General features: G+C 64.5%; 17 protein-coding genes. 7 read left to right on the forward strand and 10 right to left on the reverse strand.

All coding sequences use genetic code 11. The features are described 5' to 3' along the window. Positions 1 to 38: 38 nt before the first annotated feature. Both BJ997_RS08585 and BJ997_RS08590 read left to right on the forward strand, forming a co-directional pair. Positions 39 to 698, forward strand: coding sequence for a TetR/AcrR family transcriptional regulator (locus BJ997_RS08585; RefSeq protein ID WP_035837101.1), 660 nt, complete (start codon positions 39 to 41; stop codon positions 696 to 698). Positions 699 to 743: 45 nt separating this feature from the next. After that, the gene (locus BJ997_RS08590; protein WP_035837100.1) at positions 744 to 1,253 is read left to right on the forward strand and encodes a CarD family transcriptional regulator; all 510 of its coding nucleotides are present in this window, start codon (positions 744 to 746) and stop codon (positions 1,251 to 1,253) included. Between the two features lie 176 nt (positions 1,254 to 1,429). Here the strand turns inward: BJ997_RS08590 and BJ997_RS08595 are convergent, their stop codons facing one another. From BJ997_RS08595 to BJ997_RS08605, 3 genes are read right to left on the reverse strand one after another with little or no spacing between them, the layout of a single operon-like run. Then, the gene (locus BJ997_RS08595) at positions 1,430 to 3,790 is read right to left on the reverse strand and encodes an ATP-binding cassette domain-containing protein (RefSeq protein ID WP_035837099.1); all 2,361 of its coding nucleotides are present in this window, start codon (positions 3,788 to 3,790) and stop codon (positions 1,430 to 1,432) included. Then, positions 3,787 to 5,838: a S9 family peptidase gene (locus BJ997_RS08600; protein WP_035837098.1), complete on the reverse strand. Its 2,052-nt coding sequence runs from the start codon at positions 5,836 to 5,838 to the stop codon at positions 3,787 to 3,789. Before BJ997_RS08600 ends, BJ997_RS08595 begins: the two co-directional genes overlap by 4 nt. Before the next feature lie 2 nt (positions 5,839 to 5,840). Then, positions 5,841 to 6,605, reverse strand: a complete 765-nt coding sequence (locus BJ997_RS08605; protein WP_035837097.1) for an SDR family oxidoreductase — start codon at positions 6,603 to 6,605, stop codon at positions 5,841 to 5,843. Between the two features lie 130 nt (positions 6,606 to 6,735). Here BJ997_RS08605 and BJ997_RS08610 point away from each other — a divergent pair, with 130 nt between their 5' ends. From BJ997_RS08610 to BJ997_RS08625, 4 genes are all read left to right on the forward strand, one after another. After that, positions 6,736 to 7,209: an NfeD family protein gene (locus BJ997_RS08610; protein WP_035837096.1), complete on the forward strand. Its 474-nt coding sequence runs from the start codon at positions 6,736 to 6,738 to the stop codon at positions 7,207 to 7,209. Next, positions 7,206 to 8,147, forward strand: a complete 942-nt coding sequence (locus tag BJ997_RS08615; RefSeq protein ID WP_035837095.1) for an SPFH domain-containing protein — start codon at positions 7,206 to 7,208, stop codon at positions 8,145 to 8,147. The genes BJ997_RS08610 and BJ997_RS08615 overlap by 4 nt, the downstream gene beginning before the upstream one ends. Positions 8,148 to 8,159: 12 nt before the next feature. Then, complete coding sequence (locus tag BJ997_RS08620) at positions 8,160 to 8,915, forward strand: glycerophosphodiester phosphodiesterase family protein (protein ID WP_338080923.1); 756 nt, start codon at positions 8,160 to 8,162, stop codon at positions 8,913 to 8,915. Positions 8,916 to 9,024: 109 nt separating this feature from the next. Further along, entirely contained in the window at positions 9,025 to 9,390 is a 366-nt protein-coding gene (locus BJ997_RS08625; protein ID WP_035837373.1) for an RNA polymerase-binding protein RbpA, read from the forward strand. A 59-nt stretch (positions 9,391 to 9,449) separates the two neighbouring features. Here BJ997_RS08625 and lnt read toward each other — a convergent pair whose 3' ends face one another. Genes lnt through BJ997_RS08645 form a run of 4 tightly spaced genes read right to left on the reverse strand, consistent with a single transcriptional unit; the run spans position 9,450 to position 14,497 of the window. Continuing rightward, positions 9,450 to 11,009 carry an apolipoprotein N-acyltransferase gene (lnt, locus tag BJ997_RS08630; protein ID WP_035837375.1) on the reverse strand — a complete coding sequence of 520 codons (1,560 nt, stop codon included), beginning with the start codon at positions 11,007 to 11,009 and terminating at the stop codon, positions 9,450 to 9,452. Continuing rightward, positions 11,010 to 13,478, reverse strand: coding sequence for a DEAD/DEAH box helicase (locus tag BJ997_RS08635; protein WP_035837376.1), 2,469 nt, complete (start codon positions 13,476 to 13,478; stop codon positions 11,010 to 11,012). A 7-nt stretch (positions 13,479 to 13,485) separates the two neighbouring features. Next, positions 13,486 to 14,238, reverse strand: a complete 753-nt coding sequence (gene tatC / locus BJ997_RS08640) for a twin-arginine translocase subunit TatC (RefSeq protein ID WP_035837378.1) — start codon at positions 14,236 to 14,238, stop codon at positions 13,486 to 13,488. Positions 14,239 to 14,284: 46 nt separating this feature from the next. Beyond that, positions 14,285 to 14,497: a Sec-independent protein translocase subunit TatA gene (locus tag BJ997_RS08645; RefSeq protein WP_035837380.1), complete on the reverse strand. Its 213-nt coding sequence runs from the start codon at positions 14,495 to 14,497 to the stop codon at positions 14,285 to 14,287. Between the two features lie 46 nt (positions 14,498 to 14,543). Between BJ997_RS08645 and BJ997_RS08650 the strand changes: the two genes are divergently transcribed. Beyond that, positions 14,544 to 14,846, forward strand: coding sequence for a hypothetical protein (locus BJ997_RS08650; protein WP_152602244.1), 303 nt, complete (start codon positions 14,544 to 14,546; stop codon positions 14,844 to 14,846). 15 nt (positions 14,847 to 14,861) lie between these two features. On the opposite strand, the gene BJ997_RS08655 is transcribed toward BJ997_RS08650, so the two are convergent. The 3 genes from BJ997_RS08655 to BJ997_RS08665 all read right to left on the reverse strand — a co-directional run bounded on the left by BJ997_RS08655 (position 14,862) and on the right by BJ997_RS08665 (position 18,029). Then, complete coding sequence (locus BJ997_RS08655) at positions 14,862 to 15,872, reverse strand: WYL domain-containing protein (RefSeq protein WP_183323377.1); 1,011 nt, start codon at positions 15,870 to 15,872, stop codon at positions 14,862 to 14,864. After that, entirely contained in the window at positions 15,869 to 16,999 is a 1,131-nt protein-coding gene (locus BJ997_RS21925) for a helix-turn-helix transcriptional regulator (RefSeq protein ID WP_236629038.1), read from the reverse strand. Before BJ997_RS21925 ends, BJ997_RS08655 begins: the two co-directional genes overlap by 4 nt. 64 nt (positions 17,000 to 17,063) lie before the next feature. Continuing rightward, entirely contained in the window at positions 17,064 to 18,029 is a 966-nt protein-coding gene (locus BJ997_RS08665; protein WP_035837385.1) for an FKBP-type peptidyl-prolyl cis-trans isomerase, read from the reverse strand. Between the last annotated feature and the right edge of the window lie 6 nt (positions 18,030 to 18,035).

Consider the following 18,035-nt stretch of genomic DNA (forward strand, 5'->3'; position numbering starts at 1 on the left):
TTCTCGGACACCTGTCCGAGAAGTGCTATACTAATTTGATGCATCCGGAAAAGGCCCTCGCGAACGTGCCGTCCGGAGGCACCGAAGCAACGCTCTCCCTCGCGACGCTTTCGCTCAAGGATCCGCGAGCAGAGCGAACCCGTCAGCTGATTTTCGGAGCGGTGGCAGACCTGATGTCCGCCCCTGCTGCGACGGCGCCTGCGACGGCCTCAGTGACGGATATCGTCAGGGGAGCGGGCATAAGCCGCAGCTCGTTTTATGCGCACTTCTCGAGCCTGGACGACGTGGCTTCCGAACTAGTGCGCACGCAGTTCGCGAGGATATCCTCCTCAGGGCCGCCGATCCCGGGGGAGACCCGGCCGGTTGGGCGACGAGCCGCGCGAGCGGGCTACACCCGTCTCGTGGAACACCTCGCATCGCACTCTCCGCTCTACGCCAGGGTGCGCGAACTGCCGCTCACCCGATCGACCTACGACGGCCTCGTTCGCGACTATTCCCGGCGGGTTGTCGAGACCGCAGCAATGCCGCGGTTCGTGCCCGATGGTATCAACGCTCAGATGGCTGCGACGTACACGGCCGCCGGGGCGCTGGGTTTGATCACGTCTTGGATGGGCGGCGACTTCGAGGCCTCCGCGGACGAGATCGTAGATGAACTCGTCAATTTGCTTCCCACCTGGCTCATTACCTCCGGCACCTGATTCATCGCCGACACACAGTCTCACTCAATAGAAACGGTCACCACTATGAACATCCAAATCGGCGAAACCCTCGTCTACCCGCACCACGGTGCTGTCACCATCACCGGCCTGGAGCAGCGCTCCATCAAGGGCCTCGAGAAGCAGTTCATGACCCTCAGGGTGCACACGAGCGAACTCACCATCCAGCTGCCGGTTGAGAACATCGACCTTGTCGGCGTGCGCGACGTGATCGACGCCGAAGGCGTGCAGGCCGTCTATGCCGTCGTCGTAGAGGAATTCGTCGAAGAGCCCGGAAACTGGTCGCGCCGTTACAAGGCCAACCAGGAGAAGATGGCAAGTGGAAGCGTTTACCGCGTCGCAGAGGTCGTGCGCGACCTCTGGCGTCGGGACCAGGACCGCGGCGTGTCCGCCGGCGAAAAGAGAATGCTGGAGAAGGCCCGCCAGATCCTCACCTCGGAGCTCGCCCTGGCGCAGAACCTCAGCGACGAAGACGCGGCCGAGCGCCTCGTGGAAGTGCTGGCCTCGTCCTTGGAACAGCCGACCGCAGTGAGCTGATCTGCCGGGAGGTTCGTGGGCCGAAACCTACCGCCTCTCGAATGCAGCGCCCTTCTGTTGACATAATGTGCATTATCGGTCATGTATCGAGGGCGGTGACACAGGCGATTGCAGCCGTGTGACTGGACTCGCCTGCGTCGGTTGGCTACGTCTGTTGGCTACGTCTGTCGTGTGCGTCAGGCGCCCACGTACGCGGCAAGGTGCTCTCCGGTGAGCGTGGATTGTGAGCGCACGAGGTCTGCGGGCGTTCCTTCGAAGACGATCCGGCCTCCGTCGTGGCCGGCGCCGGGTCCCAGGTCGATGATCCAGTCGGCATGGGCCATGACGGCCTGGTGATGTTCGATCACTATCACGGACTTGCCGGAGTCGACGAGGCGGTCGAGCAGGCCGAGCAGATTCTCCACGTCCGCGAGGTGTAGGCCGGCTGTCGGCTCATCGAGCACGTAGACTTCACCCTTTTCCGCCATGTTCACGGCGAGTTTCAGCCTCTGGCGTTCGCCGCCGGAGAGCGTCGGCAGCGGCTGACCGAGGCTGACGTAACCGAGCCCCACGTCGACGAGCCGGCCAAGTATGGTGTGAGCCGCAGGCACACGTGCCTCCCCCGTACCGAAGAACTCCTCGGCCTGCGTCACTGACATTGCGAGTACCTCGCTGATGTCACGGCCGCCCAAATGAAACTCGAGCACGGATGCGTCGAAGCGCTTCCCCTCGCACACCTCACACACCGTTGCCACACCGGCCATGATTCCCAGGTCGGTATAGATCACTCCCGCACCGTTGCAGTTGGGGCACGCGCCCTCTGAGTTGGAACTGAAGAGCGCAGGTTTCACCCCGTTCGCCTTGGCGAATGCCTTGCGAATCGGGTCGAGCATGCCGGTGTAGGTGGCGGGGTTGCTGCGTCGGGATCCCTTGATCGCGCCCTGGTCCACGGTCACGATTCCTTCCCTGCCGGAGACGGATCCCGTGATCAGGGAGCTCTTGCCTGACCCGGCCACACCGGTGAGCACAGTCAGCACCCCGAGCGGGATGTCCACGTCGACGTTCTGCAGATTGTGCGCGTCAGCACCGCGCACCTCGAGGACGCCCGAGTGCGATCGTACCGACGGTTTCACCACGGCCCTGTCGTCCAGGTGTCGTCCGGTGAGCGTGCCGCTGGATCGCAGCCCGTCCACGCTGCCCTGGAAGACGACCTCGCCCCCGTCGGAGCCGGCGCCAGGACCGAGGTCGACGGCGTGGTCGGCGATCACGATCATCTCCGGCTTATGCTCGACGACGAGTACTGTGTTGCCCTTGTCCCGCAACTGAAGCAAGAGGGTGTTCATGCGTTGGATATCGTGCGGATGCAACCCGATGGAGGGCTCATCGAAAACGTACGTGACGTCGGTCAGGGACGAACCAAGGTGGCGGATCATCTTGGTGCGTTGCGATTCCCCGCCCGAGAGCGTGCCTGACGACCTGTCGAGTGAGAGATACCCCAACCCGATCTCCACGAAGGAGTTGAGGGTGTCCCGCAGCGCTCCGAGAAGCGGCGCGACGGAGGGGTCGTGCAGTCCCGTGACCCAGCCGGCCAGGTCGCTGATCTGCATCGCGCAGGCGTCGGCGATGCTGATTCCCCCAACCTTCGAAGATCGGGCTCCCTCGTTCAGCCGTGTCCCGTCACAATCTGGACAGGTGGTGAAGATAACTGCCCGATCCACGAAGGCACGGATGTGCGGCTGAAGCGCGTCGACGTCTTTGGACAGGAAGGACTTCTGCATCTGCGGGATCAGGCCCAGATACGTCAGGTTGATCCCCTCGACCTTGATCTTGGTCGATTCCTTGTGCAGCAGATCGTGCAGCTCGTTCTTCGAGAATTCCCGAATGGGCTTGTCCGGGTCGAACCAGCCGCAGCCCCGAAAAATGCGGGCATACCAGCCCTCCGTGGAATAGCCGGGGATGCTCAACGCGCCCTCGTTGAGGGACTTGGAGTCGTCATACAGTGCCGTCAGGTCGAAGTCCGTGACAGACCCTCGACCCTCGCAGCGGGGGCACATCCCACCGGTGATGCTGAAGCTGCGCCGCTCCTTGACGGTCTCTCCCCCGCGTTGGATGGACACAGCGCCGGCACCGCTCATCGACGCCACGTTGAAGGAATACGCCTGTGGCGAGCCGATGTGAGGCTCGCCGAGCCGGCTGAAGAGGATGCGGAGCATCGCGTTTGCGTCGGTGGCCGTGCCGACGGTGGAGCGCGCATTGGCGCCCATCCGCTCCTGGTCCACGATGATCGCTGTCGTCAGGCCGCTCAGCACGTCGACGTCCGGGCGTGACAGTGTCGGCATAAAGCCCTGCACGAACGTGCTGTACGTCTCATTGATCATCCGCTGCGACTCCGCGGCGATAGCGCCAAAGACGAGCGAGCTCTTGCCGGAGCCTGAGACACCCGTGAACACCGTGAGACGTCGCTTCGGGATCTCGACGCTGATGTCCTTCAGGTTGTTCTCGCGTGCGCCCTGCACGCGAATCACGTCGTGGCTGTCGGCTCCGGGCCGCGTGCTCATCGTGGTTCCTTCCCTGCGTTGATTTCTGCGTTCCGGGTCGTGGGCAGGTGTCGCGCCCACCAGTCGAGAATGATCTCACTGCGCTGCACGCGGTGACGCGGGCGCCCGCTACGACTCAGCTCATGGTTCTCCCCCGGGAAGATCACGAGTTCGGCGGGGACACCGGCCTGGGTGAGCGCCGCATAGTAGCGTTCGCCCTGGGACAGCGGACAGCGATAGTCCTGCTCGGAGTGCAGCACGAGCGTGGGCGTGGTTACCTCATCGACCACTGCCTGCGGACTCTGGCTCACGACCAGTTCCCGGTCGGTACCGACATATTCTTCGCCGAAGAAATCGCCAATGTCTGAGGTGCCGACGAAGGCTTCAGGGTCAAGGAATCCACGCTCCACGATGGACGCGGCAAAACGATGGTCGTGAGCGATGATCCAGGCCGTGAGGTAGCCGCCGTAGGAGCCACCCATGATGCCCACCCGAGCTGAATCCAAGGCATCCGACGACGCGAGCGCCCCGTCAAGAAACTCCAGCACGTCGGTCATATCAACCGTGCCCATGGCTTGGCGAATCACCCGGCCGTGTGCCTGACCATAGCCAGCGGACCCACGAGGATTGCACATCACGACGGCATACCCGGCCTCCACATAGATCTGCGCCTCGTCGAGGAGGGCCACGGTGTACTGCGCGAACGGTCCCCCGTGGATATTCAGCAGCACCGGATGAGGGCCGGGACCTTCCGGCGCGAGAATCCAGCCGTGCACTGGATAGCCGTCCCCCGCAGTGACCACAGTCTCTACCGGATGACAAATACCGGATTCCCTGATCGAAGCGGAAAAATCTGTCAGGAGTCTCGGCCGCGGTCCCGCGAGCATCAGCTCTCCCCACGACCCGGCGTGCTGAACAGCGACGACCACGGTCTCACCGAGCACATCATGGGCAGTCGCCACGTGGGAGCCGTGGAGGAGGTTGGTCACAGCGCCGTCGCCGACGCGGTCGGGGTCGATGCCCACGATCTCCACGCGTCCACGTACCGTGTTGTGTGCGAGGACCACCCCGGCCGGGGTGACGCTCAGGCCACCGCTGGGGTCGAGGTCGATCGCTTCCGGGTCGGTGAGCCGCCGAGGTTCGGATCCCGCTGAGGTGCCGACGCTGTAGGCGGAGGTGTTCCTGGCAACAAAATCTCGGCCGCTCTTCCCCACATCGGAGGCCAAAAATACCACGCTGTCCGCGGTCGCCCATTCCAGGGCGGAGACGGCCAACTGCGCTTCGGCACTGAGCACGAGCGCGCAGTCCCCCGCCGAATCCAACGACAGTCGCCAGATCTCCGCGCACAGGTCCCTATCGCGGCGTGCGTGGCGAGCTGACACCGTCAGAACGCTGAGACCGTCCGCTGACAGGGCAAGCCCCGCATGGTCGTAATCGCCCGAGCTGATCCGGCGAGCGTCGGGGACCGATGTATGGTCAGCTGCCGACGCACCAGACGAGGCAGCATCGATGCTCGGTGCGGCCGCCGCGTGCGGCTCTGCCCACACATCCGGAGCAGCCACAAGGAACACATGTGCACGCCGGTCGACGGTGTAGCCGACCCCGTTTGCTCGGTAGCGCCGCGTCAGGATGCGACGGGCCGGTTCCGCTTCGAAGGTGAGGCCAGCGACCGTGCCGTACCGCCCCGGTTCGGGCACCCTCGCGAGGAACACCAGGTCGTGTGTGCCGGGGCGCCACCGGAAGTCGCTTACCCCGAGTGCCGCTGTCGTCACCTGCACGGGTTCGCCGCCCGCGGCATCGACCACGTACAGCTGGCCTCGACCGCCCGGACTTCTGCGCAGAAAACCGAGGAGTGCGCCATCGGGCGAGAACCTCGGCTGGGAGTCGCTGTGGCCACGGGTCACACGTCGAGGCTGCGGCTCCCCTTCCAGGGCGACGGACCAGAGCTGGCCGATATAGTCGTCGGCATCGAGGTCGGCCCGCTGCACCGACACGACGGCACGTGAGGCGTCCGGGTGGATCGTCGGGCGGGAAACGGATCGCAGCAGCGCAATATCCTGGGCTTTCACGATTACAGGGCGACGAAACCGGTGACGTCGCCGACGTAACGCGTGTTGTTCTCGGGTACGGGCTCGACGGCGGCCTGAACGATCTCCGCGGCGAACTCGCTCACGTTGTACAGGCGCCCCGCGGCTTCTTTCCGGAGGCCGAGTGCACCCGGGTTCGATCGTTCGAGCAGGGTGGCTGTGATCGTTCCTTCAATCATGTCGCCGGACACGACGACGAAACCGACTCCAGCCTTATCGAGCTGCGGAATCATGGCCCGGAGGGCGTCTTCCCCGGCACGCTTGCTGCGGGCTACCGGCTCATACTCCGGCATCGTGGGGGTGGTTGCGATGAAGTGCGCCTGGTGGCTCGTGACGTACACAACCCGCGAGCCTTCTCCCAGCAGGGGAAGAGCCGAGGCGAGCAGGTTGACCTGGGCATCGCGGTTGAGCAGCGTGGCGTAGTCCGCGGCCATGCCGCTCTCCATGCCGCCGGAGGCATTCATCACGAGGATGTCGAGTCCCCCGTACTCGGAACGGATGGTTTCGAACATCGCGGCGACCGAGTCGGGATCCGTGAGGTCAGCGCCGGCCGTGATCGCTTGTCCGCCGGCAGCGCCGATGGAGGCGGCCAGCTTGTTCGCCCTCGCCTCCTTGTTGCGGAAGTTGATGACAACGCGGGCGCCCGCTTCGGCGAAGTAGCCGACCGTGTCGGCACCGATACCTCTGGACGATCCAGTGACAAGTACACGCTTGCCGTCAAGTGATCCTGCTGCAAGTGGATTGGACACGCATGCTCCTCAGATGGTGGCGGGGCGGGGCGCTTTGGCAACCCGCTCGTCTTTCAGACTAGCAACTGCACAGCCAAAACCTGCCTCCTACCTGCTAGTTTGAAGGGTAGAACCTGTCGGAAGGGGCCCAATGGACACGTTCATCGCAGATTATGCGTGGATCGTTTGGCTGGTGCTAATTCTGCTCTTCGTCACCATAGAAATGATGACGCTCGAGCTCACGTTCCTGATGATCGCCCTCGGCAGTCTCGGCGGGCTGGTGGCAGGATTGCTCGGTGCGCCTTGGTGGCTGCAGCTTGTGATTGCTGCCCTGCTCGCACTCGTGCTGCTGCTCGGGATTAAGCCTCCGCTGCTGCGCGCTCTCAAACGCGGCGGCGACCCGACGAAGTCCAATGTGGACGCCCTGGTCGGCCTCGGCGGCAGCGTCGTGAAGTCCGTCGAAGGGGCGGGCGGGCTCGTCAGGCTCGCCAACGGCGAGACCTGGACGGCCCGGCTGTCCCCCACCGTGCCGCAACACGTGATCGAGCCCGGGGAACGGGTTGTCGTCATCGCAATAGACGGGGCGACCGCCGTGGTCACCCCCGCTGAAAGGAATGCTTCATGACCGACTCGGCATCGATCATCACCCAGGTGATCGTGATCATCGTGATCGTGGCGCTCATCGTCACCGTCATCGTGACCCTGGCCAAATCCATTCGCATCATTCCGCAGGCGAGCGCCGGTGTCGTGGAGCGGCTCGGCCGCTACCACAAGACCCTCATGCCGGGCCTGAACCTGCTGATACCGTTCATCGATCGCCTACGCCCGCTCATCGACATGCGTGAACAGGTGGTGTCCTTTCCCCCGCAGCCGGTCATCACCGAGGACAATCTGGTGGTTTCCATCGACACCGTCGTGTACTTCCAGGTGACGGACGCGCGAGCCGCAACCTACGAGATCAACAACTACCTCGGCGCCGTCGAGCAGCTCACGACCACGACCCTCCGAAATGTGGTCGGCGGGCTGAATCTGGAAGAAGCGCTCACCAGCCGGGACAACATCAACGGCCAGCTGCGCATCGTGCTCGACGAGGCCACCGGCAAGTGGGGTATCCGCGTGGGGCGCGTGGAACTCAAGGCGATCGACCCGCCCATTTCCATTCAGGACTCGATGGAGAAGCAGATGCGCGCCGAGCGTGACCGCCGCGCGCTCATCCTGACCGCTGAGGGAACCAAGCAATCCGCGATCCTGACGGCCGAGGGTGCCCGACAGGCCTCCATCCTGGAGGCCGAGGGATATGCCAAGGCCGCGGTGCTCCGTGCGCAGGGTGAGGCCGAGGCCATCACGACGGTCTTCAAGGCCATCCACGAGGGTGACCCCGACCCGAAGTTGCTGGCGTATCAGTACCTGCTCACGCTTCCCAAACTCGCCGAGGGAAGCGCGAACAAGCTCTGGATCGTGCCCAGCGAACTCACCGAGGCCATGAAGGGTATCGGCAGGGCCTTCGGCAGCAAGGGGGCCGACGGATCCACCCCGGCGAGCCCCGCTCCCCCGCAGGGCTAACCGATGTTCGACGTGCCCCATTCTGTTTTTCTGGCGAAGCCGGGTATCAGGGTTCTCGCGCATAGGGGGCTGGCAACCAACGCGCCGGAGAATACCCTGCTCGCGTTCCTGACGGCGCTATCCGCCGGGGCAACGCACCTGGAAACGGATGTGCACGCGAGCCTCGACGGGGTCGCTGTAATCAGCCACGGCCCCGACCTGGCCCGACTCGGACGAGACGTGCGTATCGACCAGCTCACCGTCACGGAGCTCAAGCACGTGCGGCTGGGCAGCGGCCAATTCGTGCCCTCACTCGCGGAGGCCCTCGATGCTTTTCCGGAGGCGCTGTTCAACATCGACATCAAGGCTGACGCCGCTGTCACGCCCACCGTCCAGGCCATTGTGGCGGCCCGTGCCACTCCGCGGGTACTGATCACGTCTTTTTCGGAAAGTCGGCGCCGGCGCGCGGTCGAGCTTCTGCCTGGAGTCGCGTCATCCGCTTCGTCCGCGGGCGTGTTGAAGGCCGTTCTGGCGGCGACTCTCGCTCCCCGCGGGGTTCTGCGCCATGCCCTCGCCGGTCTCGCGGTCGTTCAGGTGCCGGAGAAGTCGGGTGCGCTGCGCATTGTCACCCCGCGTTTTGTTCGCGCCATGCATTCGGCAGGCGTGGAGGTTCACGTGTGGACGGTGAATGAGCTGGCGGCGATGGAACGCCTGCTCGCCTGGGGAGTGGACGGCCTGATCACAGACCGCACGGATCTCGCGACGGCACTGATTTCCCGTCGAACCTGAGAGTTGCCCCCCAAAACGGGGGTTGCGGAAAGGTAACGCTCAGCTTAATGGTTTACAACTGGGTATGCATCGCGATAAATGTGATTGCATCGCGAGAGGAGACCACACAATGGCTGACCGCAGTTTGCGTGGCATGAGATTGGGCGCACAGAGCCTTCAGAGTGAAGAGGGCGTCACCTTTTCCGCACGAGTAAGCCACACCTATCGGTGTGCGACCTGCTCCAAGGAAACGGTCATGATTTTTTCCGCCGACGCGGAAGCCCCCGATGAGTGGGAGTGCAAGTACTGCTCCCGCGTGGCTACCCGCCTCGTCGATTCGACGCCGGTGATCGTGGATCACTCCGGCGAGAAGGTCGCCAGGAGCCACTGGGACATGTTGCTGGAGCGTCGCACCCGTGCGGAACTGGAGGAACTCCTGCAGGAGCGTCTCACTGTTCTGCGCGAGCGCCGTGGACAGCAGAAGATCGGAGCCTGACCTAGCGGTCTCGTTTCCCCCCGACGAGGCTATTCAGGCCAACAAGGCGGTTCAGGAGCTTAGCTCCGGAACCGCCTTGTTTTGTGCAATTTTTTTCGGCCGGCGGCGGCACACAGCACGAACCCGGCGAGGCCTAGCCCGGCGACGAGCCATTCGATTCCGCGACCGAGCGCCATGGCCGGGGTGATCGTGGCGCTCAGCGGCACGGTCTGCACCATGGCTCCCGGCGTCCACGTGGGCAGGCTGTCGAGCGTCTCGCCATCGGGGGTGATGATGGCACTCGTGCCGACGGTGGAGATGTTGACGACAGTGCGCCCGGCTTCAACGGCCCGGAGGCGTGCGATGGCGAGTTGCTGCACGCTCTCGTCGGTGTAGCCGAAGTCTGCGTTGTTCGTCTGGCCCAGAATGATCTCGGCGTCGTCGTTGATCATGTCGTGAATGAGCTGGTCGTCGGCGATGTCGAAGCAGATGGCGATGCCGGCGAGCACACCGTTGATGTCGAAGATGTTGTCGCGGGTTCCAATGCCGTAGTCCCGGCCGATCATGTCGATCAGGTCCGGTGCGAACGGACGCCAGAACGCCCGGTTCGGCATGTACTCAGCGAAGGGCACGGGATGCACCTTGTCGTAGATGTCGACAGCGCCCTCCCCCTCTTCCCACAGCAGCGAACTGTTGTAATACGTTTCATCCTGATAGGTGATGGTGCCGGCCAGCACCGGGGCGTTCATCTCACGGCTGATGTAGTCGAGGACCTTCGCCGCCTCGGGATTTCGTAGGGGGTCGATGTCGCTCGCGTTCTCCGGCCACACCACGAAGTCCACGGGCTCCTGCCCGATCAGCGGCAGGGTGGCCGAGGTGTGGTCACTCAAGATCTGTCCGGGCCTATAGACCGCGTTCAGCCCGGCGTCGGACGCGCCCTGAACGGCGGCGAGTCGCGTCGTGCCGCTCTGCACGATGGTGAACGCTGGAACGACAAGCAACCCGACAACGGCTGCGACTGCGACGGTGGCGCGTGCCAGGCCGCCGAGGTCGGTCTCCCGAAGCAACTGCACGACGAGGGCGCTCACCCAGACGATGAGGAAGCTGAGGCCCGAGAAACCCACCCATGCCGCGAGCGATCCGAAAGGTCCCTCCGATTGGGACAGCGCCACGCGGCCCCACGCGAACCCACCGTAGGGCCAGACTGCGGAGATGGCTTCCCGCGCCGTCCACAGGCCCGCCACGACGACGGGAACGAGGCCCAGCCGCCCGAGGCGTGAGCGCCAGAGCAGCGGACCTGTCCGTAGAACAACGGCCGTGAGGGACAGGCCAACGGCGAAGAAGATGCTCTGCAGCCCACCCAACGCGATCCACGGCACCGGGCCAAGGTACAGCGTGATCCAAGAGATGTGAATCAACCAGAATGACAACCCGGCCACGAACCCCACGAGCAGGCCCGTCCAGGGCCCTCGACCGAGCAACGCCACAAACATGAGCCCGACACCGACCGGAGCCAGGACCCACCAGTCCCGGTCGGGGAAGCTGGCGTCGAGAATAGCTCCGGCGAAACCCGCGATCACGAGGGCCGCCCAGAGGGGGAGGGCGAGGGCGCGCTCGCGCGGGGCCGTCGGGGCGCGCACTCAGGACACCGAGGAGTAGGCCACGATGCCGCGACGAACCGCGTCCATGGCCTGGCGAGCGCTGCGGCCCACCGGGCCGTCGGCCACGACAGAGAGCTGGTCGAGCAGGTCGATGGTTTGCTTGGTCCAACGCACGAAGTCGCCGGCGGCCATCTCGGCCTCGAGCAGCACGTCGCCGAGGCTGGCCCCGCGCGCCCACTTCCACATCGCGAGGCTCAGCCCCACTGATAGCGGCTTACTGCCGGGCAGCTTGTTGTCGCGCTCTAGGTCGTCGATGCGGCTCCAGAGGTCTGTCGTCTCATCGAATGCCGGTCGGAAGGCCCCGCGGGGAAGGTATCGCGCGTCAAGCAGTCCCTCTTCGCGGCGCGGCTCGAAGACGAGAGCGCAGGCCATGGCCGCGAGGCTCGCGGGGTCGAGATCGTTCCAGAGTCCGCGACGCAGGGACTCGGCAACGAGCAGGTCCCGCTCGGCGTAGATGCGGCGCAGGATCCGCCCGCTCTCGCTCAGCTCCACGCGTCCGTTCTCGTTCTGGGAGAGGTACCCGTAGCCGAGCAGCACGTCTGTCACGCGGTCAAAGACTCGGGCGATGGCTCCGGTGCGGGCGCTGATCTGGCGACTGATGGCATCCGTTTGCTGTGAGAGATGCCACCAGCGCTCTGCCCACCGGGCGTGCTGTTCCCGCTCGGGACAGTGGTGGCAGGCGTGGGCGCGCATCACCTTGCGCAGGTTCGCGATCTCGCGCTGACGCCTGTCGCGTTCTCCTCGAAGCGACGTATCGCTCTTGGACGCCTCGCGTTCTCGTTCCGATAGCCGACGGCGAATGGTGGTGTAATCGGCAAAGTCTCCGAGATGGCAGGTCATGGATTGCTGGAAGCCGGCCAGGGACAGCTCCTGCTGACGCACTGTCCGCGCCAGGTCGACGACAGACCGATCCGCCTGAAACTGGGCGAAAGACGACTCGAGCACCGCGCGCGTGCGATCCCGACCGAACTGATCGATGAGGTTGACGGCCATGTTGTAGGTGGGTTTGAAGCTCGAGTTGAGTGGGTAGGTGCGCTTGGAGGCGAGCGAGGCCACCGCCTGCGGGTCGAGGCCCTGCTGCCACTGGATGACGGAGTGACCGAGGGTGTCGATGCCGCGGCGCCCGGCGCGCCCGGTGAGCTGGGTGTACTCCCCCGGGGTGATCGGAACTCGCGCCTCGCCGTTGAATTTCTCTAGTTTGTCGAGCACAACGGTGCGGGCGGGCATGTTGATGCCGAGCGCGAGCGTCTCGGTGGCGAAGACGGCTTTGACGAGCTTCCTCTGGAAGAGCTCCTCGACGACCTCTTTAAAGGCGGGAAGGAGGCCGGCGTGATGCGCGGCGACGCCGCGCTCGAGTCCGTCGAGCCAGTCGAAATACCCCAGCACGCCGAGGTCTTCGTCCAGCAGGGTGCGGCAGCGGTCGTCCACGATACCGCGGATCTCGTCACGTTCCTGTTCCGTGGTGAGGCGCACTCCGGCGCGGAGGACCTGGCGCACCGCCTGATCGCAGCCGACTCGGCTGAAAATGAAGAAGATCGCCGGTAGCAGATGCTTGCCCTCAAGCATCCGCACGATTTCAGCGCGGTCCATGCGCCCCGCGTCGGTCCGCATCGGCACGAATGCCGGCCGTTGCTGGGTGCGACCGCGGTAGTCCGACCGCCGATCATCGCCGCTTCGGGTGTTGCCACGCCCGGCAGCTCGTGTCCCGGCGTGCGAGAGGCGCACGAGCTCAGGGTTGACCTTGTGCGTTCCCACGAGACCGGCGGCATCGAAAAGGTCAAGCATGTTGTTCTTGACCAGCACATGCTGCTCGAGGGGGACGGGGCGCTCCTCCGAGACGATGACATCGGTCTCTCCACGGACGGCCTGCAGCCAATCCCCGAATTCCTCGGCGTTCGACACGGTGGCACTCAGGGACACCATGCGAACGGACTGGGGCAGGTGGATGATGACCTCTTCCCACACAGCACCGCGGAAGCGATCGGCCAGGTAGTGCACCTCGTCCATCACGACAAAAGCGAGGTTCTTGAGCAGACCCGAGTCGGCGTAGAGCATGTTCCGCAGGACCTCAGTGGTCATCACCACGATGCGAGCCTGGGCGTTCACGTTCGTGTCACCGGTGAGAAGGCCCACCTGCTCCGCACCATACTCGGCGACAAACTCCTGGAATTTCTGATTACTGAGCGCCTTCATCGGCGCCGTGTAGAAGACCTTCTTGGTGGGGTCCTGCATCGCGAGGAAGATCGCGAATTCGGCGACGATGGTCTTGCCTGCTCCGGTGGGGGCCGCCACCAGCACACTGTTTCCGGCCTCAATCGACGCGCACGCCTCGATCTGGAATGGATCGAGGTCGAAACGCTGCGCCGTGCGAAATGCCTGCAGGACCGGCTGGGAAACGCGTTTGCGGGACTCCGAGTAGCGCTCGGCAGGAGATTTGGTGTGGGTCACGGGGATCCTAAAGCGCCAGTTCCTGTTCGAGGGAACGAGCTCGTTTGGCGGCACGGCGATCATGCAGCCAGGTGATTCCCCAGGCTGCGAAGTAGAGGACCACCATGGGGATGGCGAGCATGAACATCGATACGACGTCGGCGGCCGGGGTGGCGATGGCCGTGAACAGCACGATGACGAGAATGGCTATTCGCCATGACTTGATGATGGAGGACGCACTGATCACGCCAGCAAAATTCAGCAGAACGATGAACACTGGCAGCACGAAAGCGATGCCGATAGCCAGGACCAGTTTGAGCACGAAGTCGAAGTAGCTGATCGCGTTGATCAGCGCCGCGTCTTCGGCCGGTGCGAAACTCGTGAGCAGTTCGACCACGTTGGGGAGCACGAACCATCCCGCCGCGCATCCCGCAAGGAACAGGGGGATGGCCGAAAAGAAGAAGCCAAACGTGTACGCCTTTTCCTTGCGGGTCAGGCCGGGCACGAGGAAGGCGAAAATCTGGTACAGCCACACGGGACTCGAAATCACGAGACCGACATAGAAGGCGATCTTGAGCTGCAGATCGAACGCCGAGGTCATGTCGGGGTAATTGATCTGCGCGTTTCGGTCTTGGGCCAGCATGATCTGGGTGATCGGTGCCCGGAGCTGGTCCAGAACGAAATCCGCCTGGAACCACCCGATGACCGCACCGACGAGGATGCCGGCGGCGGCAAGGAAGAGTCGCTTGCGCAGCTCGATCAGGTGCTGACCGAGCGACATCTTTCCCTCTTTCGCGCCGCCCCGACGGCCCCGAACCGCCATTGCTCTAGGGCTTGGCCGCTGGATCGACGGGACCGTCAGTCTTGGGGTTCCCGTCGGCGGTGTCGTCACCCTTGTCGCCCTTGATTTCGGTCTTGAAGATCTTCATCGACTGGCCGAGGCTGCGGGCGAGACCGGGGAGTTTCGGTGCGCCAAAAAGTAACAGAACGATGAAAAGGATGATCACCAGGTGCCATCCGCTGAATGCATTACCGAGCATGAGGTAGTGTCCTCTGGATCATTTGTGCGTGTGTAAATAGTTTACCTTGGGCGATCAATTCGTCGCGACGTACCTGTCTGCGGTGTCGACGATTGCTCGTGTGCATCTCCGCCGCAAACCGCAGCGGTGTCGGATCCTGCAGCACAGCCGACCTGAAGGCGGGCAGAGCAGCACCGCCCCTGCCGTCACCGCCCCTATCGTCGCCGTCGATGTCTACAGCGGCGAGCTGACGACCGAGCGCGTCGAGCGCGTGCGCCGTGCGCATGGCCTTGCGAAAGAGCATGAAGCCCAGGCCGGCGAGCGTTGCCACGAGCAGGGTCGCCAGCAGCCCCCACACGACAATCCATGACCACCACGGCACGGTTCAGTCCTCCTCGTACGGTGCGGCACCGGCGGCCGCCCACTCCGCCACGATGCGTCGCGCCTCTGGCGGCTCCACCACGGTCACGACGCCGGCGAGCCCGGTGACCAATCGCTTGAGCGCGTGGTGGTGGGCCACGCGCAGGGTCGCCCGAACGCGGCCGAGGGATGCCGTGCTCTGCGGGTGCTGCGCGCTGTGAATGTGCGCGCTGTGAATGTTCTCCGGGCGGTAGTCGGTAATCAGGGCGAGGGCAGCTTCGGGGAGTTCGAGCACGATCTCCAGGTCGTCGAGGGACGGCACGAAAAGCGCCTCAGCGAGCTGTGTGTCGCTGTCTCGGGACCCGGCAGGTTCGGCCGTCACCGTGAGGTCGCTGATGCGGTCCAGCCGGAAGGTGCGAACAGCCCCACGCAGGTGGCACCAGCCACGCAGATACCAGTCCCGATCCACGGACTCGACGCGCAGGGGGTCGACACGGCGACTCACCTGGTCGCCGCGGGAGTTCAGATAGGCGAATTCAAGCTGCACGTTCGCCTGCACGGCGGCCTGGATGACCCCGATCGTTGTCGGGGACTCCCGGCTCGACACTCGCAGCTGGCTCGGGGTCGCGGATGCTCCCCTGGTGAGCTTCGCCATCAGGGAGGCTATGGCGTCGCGATCGGCGTTCTCCGGCAGCGCGGACAGATATTGCAACCCCGCGATCAGCGCGGCCGCCTCACGCGCCGAAAACCTCGGCGAGTCGTCGATGGCCACCTGGTGCGTAAGCACGATGCGGTCGTTGTCTTCGAATTCATCCCAGTGGATGTCGAATAGGTCGCCGTGCAGGTATTGGCTCGTCTCGCCGGGGATACCCGATACGGCGATCAGCCGAACGGCCGATCGCACGTGCTCGGCCGACACCCCGAATCTGCCCGCCACGTCATCAACGGCGACATTGTCGTGGTCGATCAGGTAGGGCACGAGTGCGAGCAGAAACGTCAGCTTGTCCGCGGCCAATCGCGGTTCGCGGGCGCTCACGGGTTGTCGTGGTGTGCGTCGTGAACCGTACGGAGCCGTACGAGGACGGCGGCGCGCAGCTCGGGAGGTGAGAGCACGATGACCTCAGGGCCGAAACCGGCCAGTTCGTCGGCAAGAATGGTGAGATCGGTGTAATGCAGGGCCACAGTGGCCCCATGAGCATCCTGGGACGCCTGAGCATCCTGGGACGCCTGAGCATCCTGGGACTCCTGACCCGCATCCTTCCTGCCCCGCTTGCCGAGTCTGACCTCTGCGTCGCTGCCCGCCACGACCGCGAGCACGGCAACCTGGCTATGCAAAAGCGCATCCAGCCCGTTCAGCGCTTCCTGGGCTGGGTCTACGGTGTCGCGTTCAAACGTTGCACCCGGAACCGGAACGACCGGGCCGACGATGCGGGACAGCAGGAAGGTTCGAGGCGCATCGGCGACCAGATCCGTGGCGAACAGGTGCCACCGCCCCTCGTGAAGCACAATGGCACGCGGCGCAACACGGCGGCGGCGCGACTGTGTCTCCCCCGGTTTCAGGTACGCGAACGACACGACGACACCGCGGTCCATTGCCTTGTTGAGCGGATCAAAGGACGCTTCCCGGGATCGGAGCAGTGGGGCATAGCCCAGAACCGGATCGCTCGAGTCGACACCGAGCGAATCGAGTTTCGTGAGAGCCCGCCGGGAATCGGCGGAGAGTGAGCCCTCGCGCCAGACCGTGGCCGCCAACTTCAACAGCATGATCTCGTCGGAGGAAAAGACCACGTCTGCGGGCAGGTCATACAGTCCCTTCGGGATGCGGTAACGGAGGTTGTGGTTACTGCCGGGATCGTCCGGCGGCTCGATCACGTCGAGCGGGATGCCGAGTTCCCGAATGTCGTCTTTGTCCCGCTCGAACTGACGCTCCAGGCTCGCGTTAGTTGCGTCCCTGGAGTAGCGCTGCCGGTAGCCCTGCACGGTGGCGAGGATCTCTCCCTTGGTCAGGCCTATCTCCGTGGCGACGAGCGCAAGAACGAGGCTGAAGAGACGTTCCTCAACGGTGACGGAACGCCGCGCGGCCGTGGCGTCTGCTCTTGGAATCTCGACGGGTGCTGCGGAGGGTTCATCAGCTGCGGAGGGCTCATCGGAAAGGGGCGGCACATGTGCGATTCTATCGCGCACGTGCCGCCCCTCCCGGCGTGAGTGAACATACGTCAGCTCGCGCCTAGTTCACTCCAAGGATGTCAACGACGTATACCAGAGTGGACCCGGGCGGGATCGTGGTGGCGCCCTGCTCCCCATAGGCCAGGTCGGGGGGAATCACGGCAACGAGCTGTGACCCGACGGTCTGGCCGATCAGGGCCTTCGCGAAGCCGGGGATCAGACCGCCCTGGGTCTGGGAGCCGTCGATCGCGACCACTTCGGTCGGGATCCCGGATTCCCAGGTGGACTCGAAGGTCGTCTTTTCGCCCCACACCAGTCCGGAGTATGCAATCGTGACAGGATCGCCCTCCTGAACTTCTGCGCCGGTGCCCTTCTTCAGCACGCCGACCTGCAGCTCTGCGGGCGGTGTGCCCGACGGAATCGTGATGCCGGGCGTACCGTCTTCCGCCAACACGACGGCGGGAAGCCCGTTCTCGGCAGGCTGGTCCGCGCCGTCAGCGCGGGTCAGGTAGGACTTGACGACGTCGATCACGAGGACGATCGTGTCGGTCGCGGCGATACCGGCGTCGGCGTTGCCCTCAGCACCGAAGGCGTCCGCAGGAGGCACCACCACGGCGAGGCGGGATCCGACCTGCGCACAGGAGAGAGCTTCGGTGAGGCCCTTGATTCCCGGGCCATTGACGACGGCACCCGACGCCGAGGTCTCGTTGTAGGCCGACTCGGTCACGACCTCTCCGGTCGTGCCGTTGTACACGCTGAGATCAATCTTGACCTTTTGTCCACTGACGACGGGTGCGCCCGTGCCCGGGATGACTTCGGCGAGCTGCGATGTTGCGGCCTTCAGCGGGTTAGGAAAATCAACGACAGGGACGGCGCCGAAATCTCCGGTCACTGAGACCAGGTCCGAGGCCGTACCTGGCTGCAGAGTCGGCTCACAGTTCGCCGCCTCGGTTCCCGGAGCGCTGCAGCCCGTCAAGGATGCAACGAGTAGTCCGGCGGTCAGAATCAGCGCGGATGCTTTGCGCACAAGTCC

Origin of the sequence: Cryobacterium roopkundense (assembly GCF_014200405.1) — a bacterium.
Taxonomy (GTDB): Bacteria; Actinomycetota; Actinomycetes; order Actinomycetales; family Microbacteriaceae; genus Cryobacterium; species Cryobacterium roopkundense.

Excerpts from the sequence above, each read along its gene's own strand:
- BJ997_RS08585 (WP_035837101.1), top strand. The coding sequence starts at position 39 with ATGCATCCGGAAAAGGCCCTCGCGAACGTGCCGTCCGGAGGCACCGAA.
- BJ997_RS08590 (WP_035837100.1), top strand. The coding sequence starts at position 744 with ATGAACATCCAAATCGGCGAAACCCTCGTCTACCCGCACCACGGTGCT.
- BJ997_RS08595 (WP_035837099.1), bottom strand. The coding sequence starts at position 3,790 with ATGAGCACGCGGCCCGGAGCCGACAGCCACGACGTGATTCGCGTGCAG.
- BJ997_RS08610 (WP_035837096.1), top strand. The coding sequence starts at position 6,736 with ATGGACACGTTCATCGCAGATTATGCGTGGATCGTTTGGCTGGTGCTA.
- BJ997_RS08615 (WP_035837095.1), top strand. The coding sequence starts at position 7,206 with ATGACCGACTCGGCATCGATCATCACCCAGGTGATCGTGATCATCGTG.
- BJ997_RS08625 (WP_035837373.1), top strand. The coding sequence starts at position 9,025 with ATGGCTGACCGCAGTTTGCGTGGCATGAGATTGGGCGCACAGAGCCTT.
- tatC (WP_035837378.1), bottom strand. The coding sequence starts at position 14,238 with ATGTCGCTCGGTCAGCACCTGATCGAGCTGCGCAAGCGACTCTTCCTT.
- BJ997_RS08645 (WP_035837380.1), bottom strand. The coding sequence starts at position 14,497 with ATGCTCGGTAATGCATTCAGCGGATGGCACCTGGTGATCATCCTTTTC.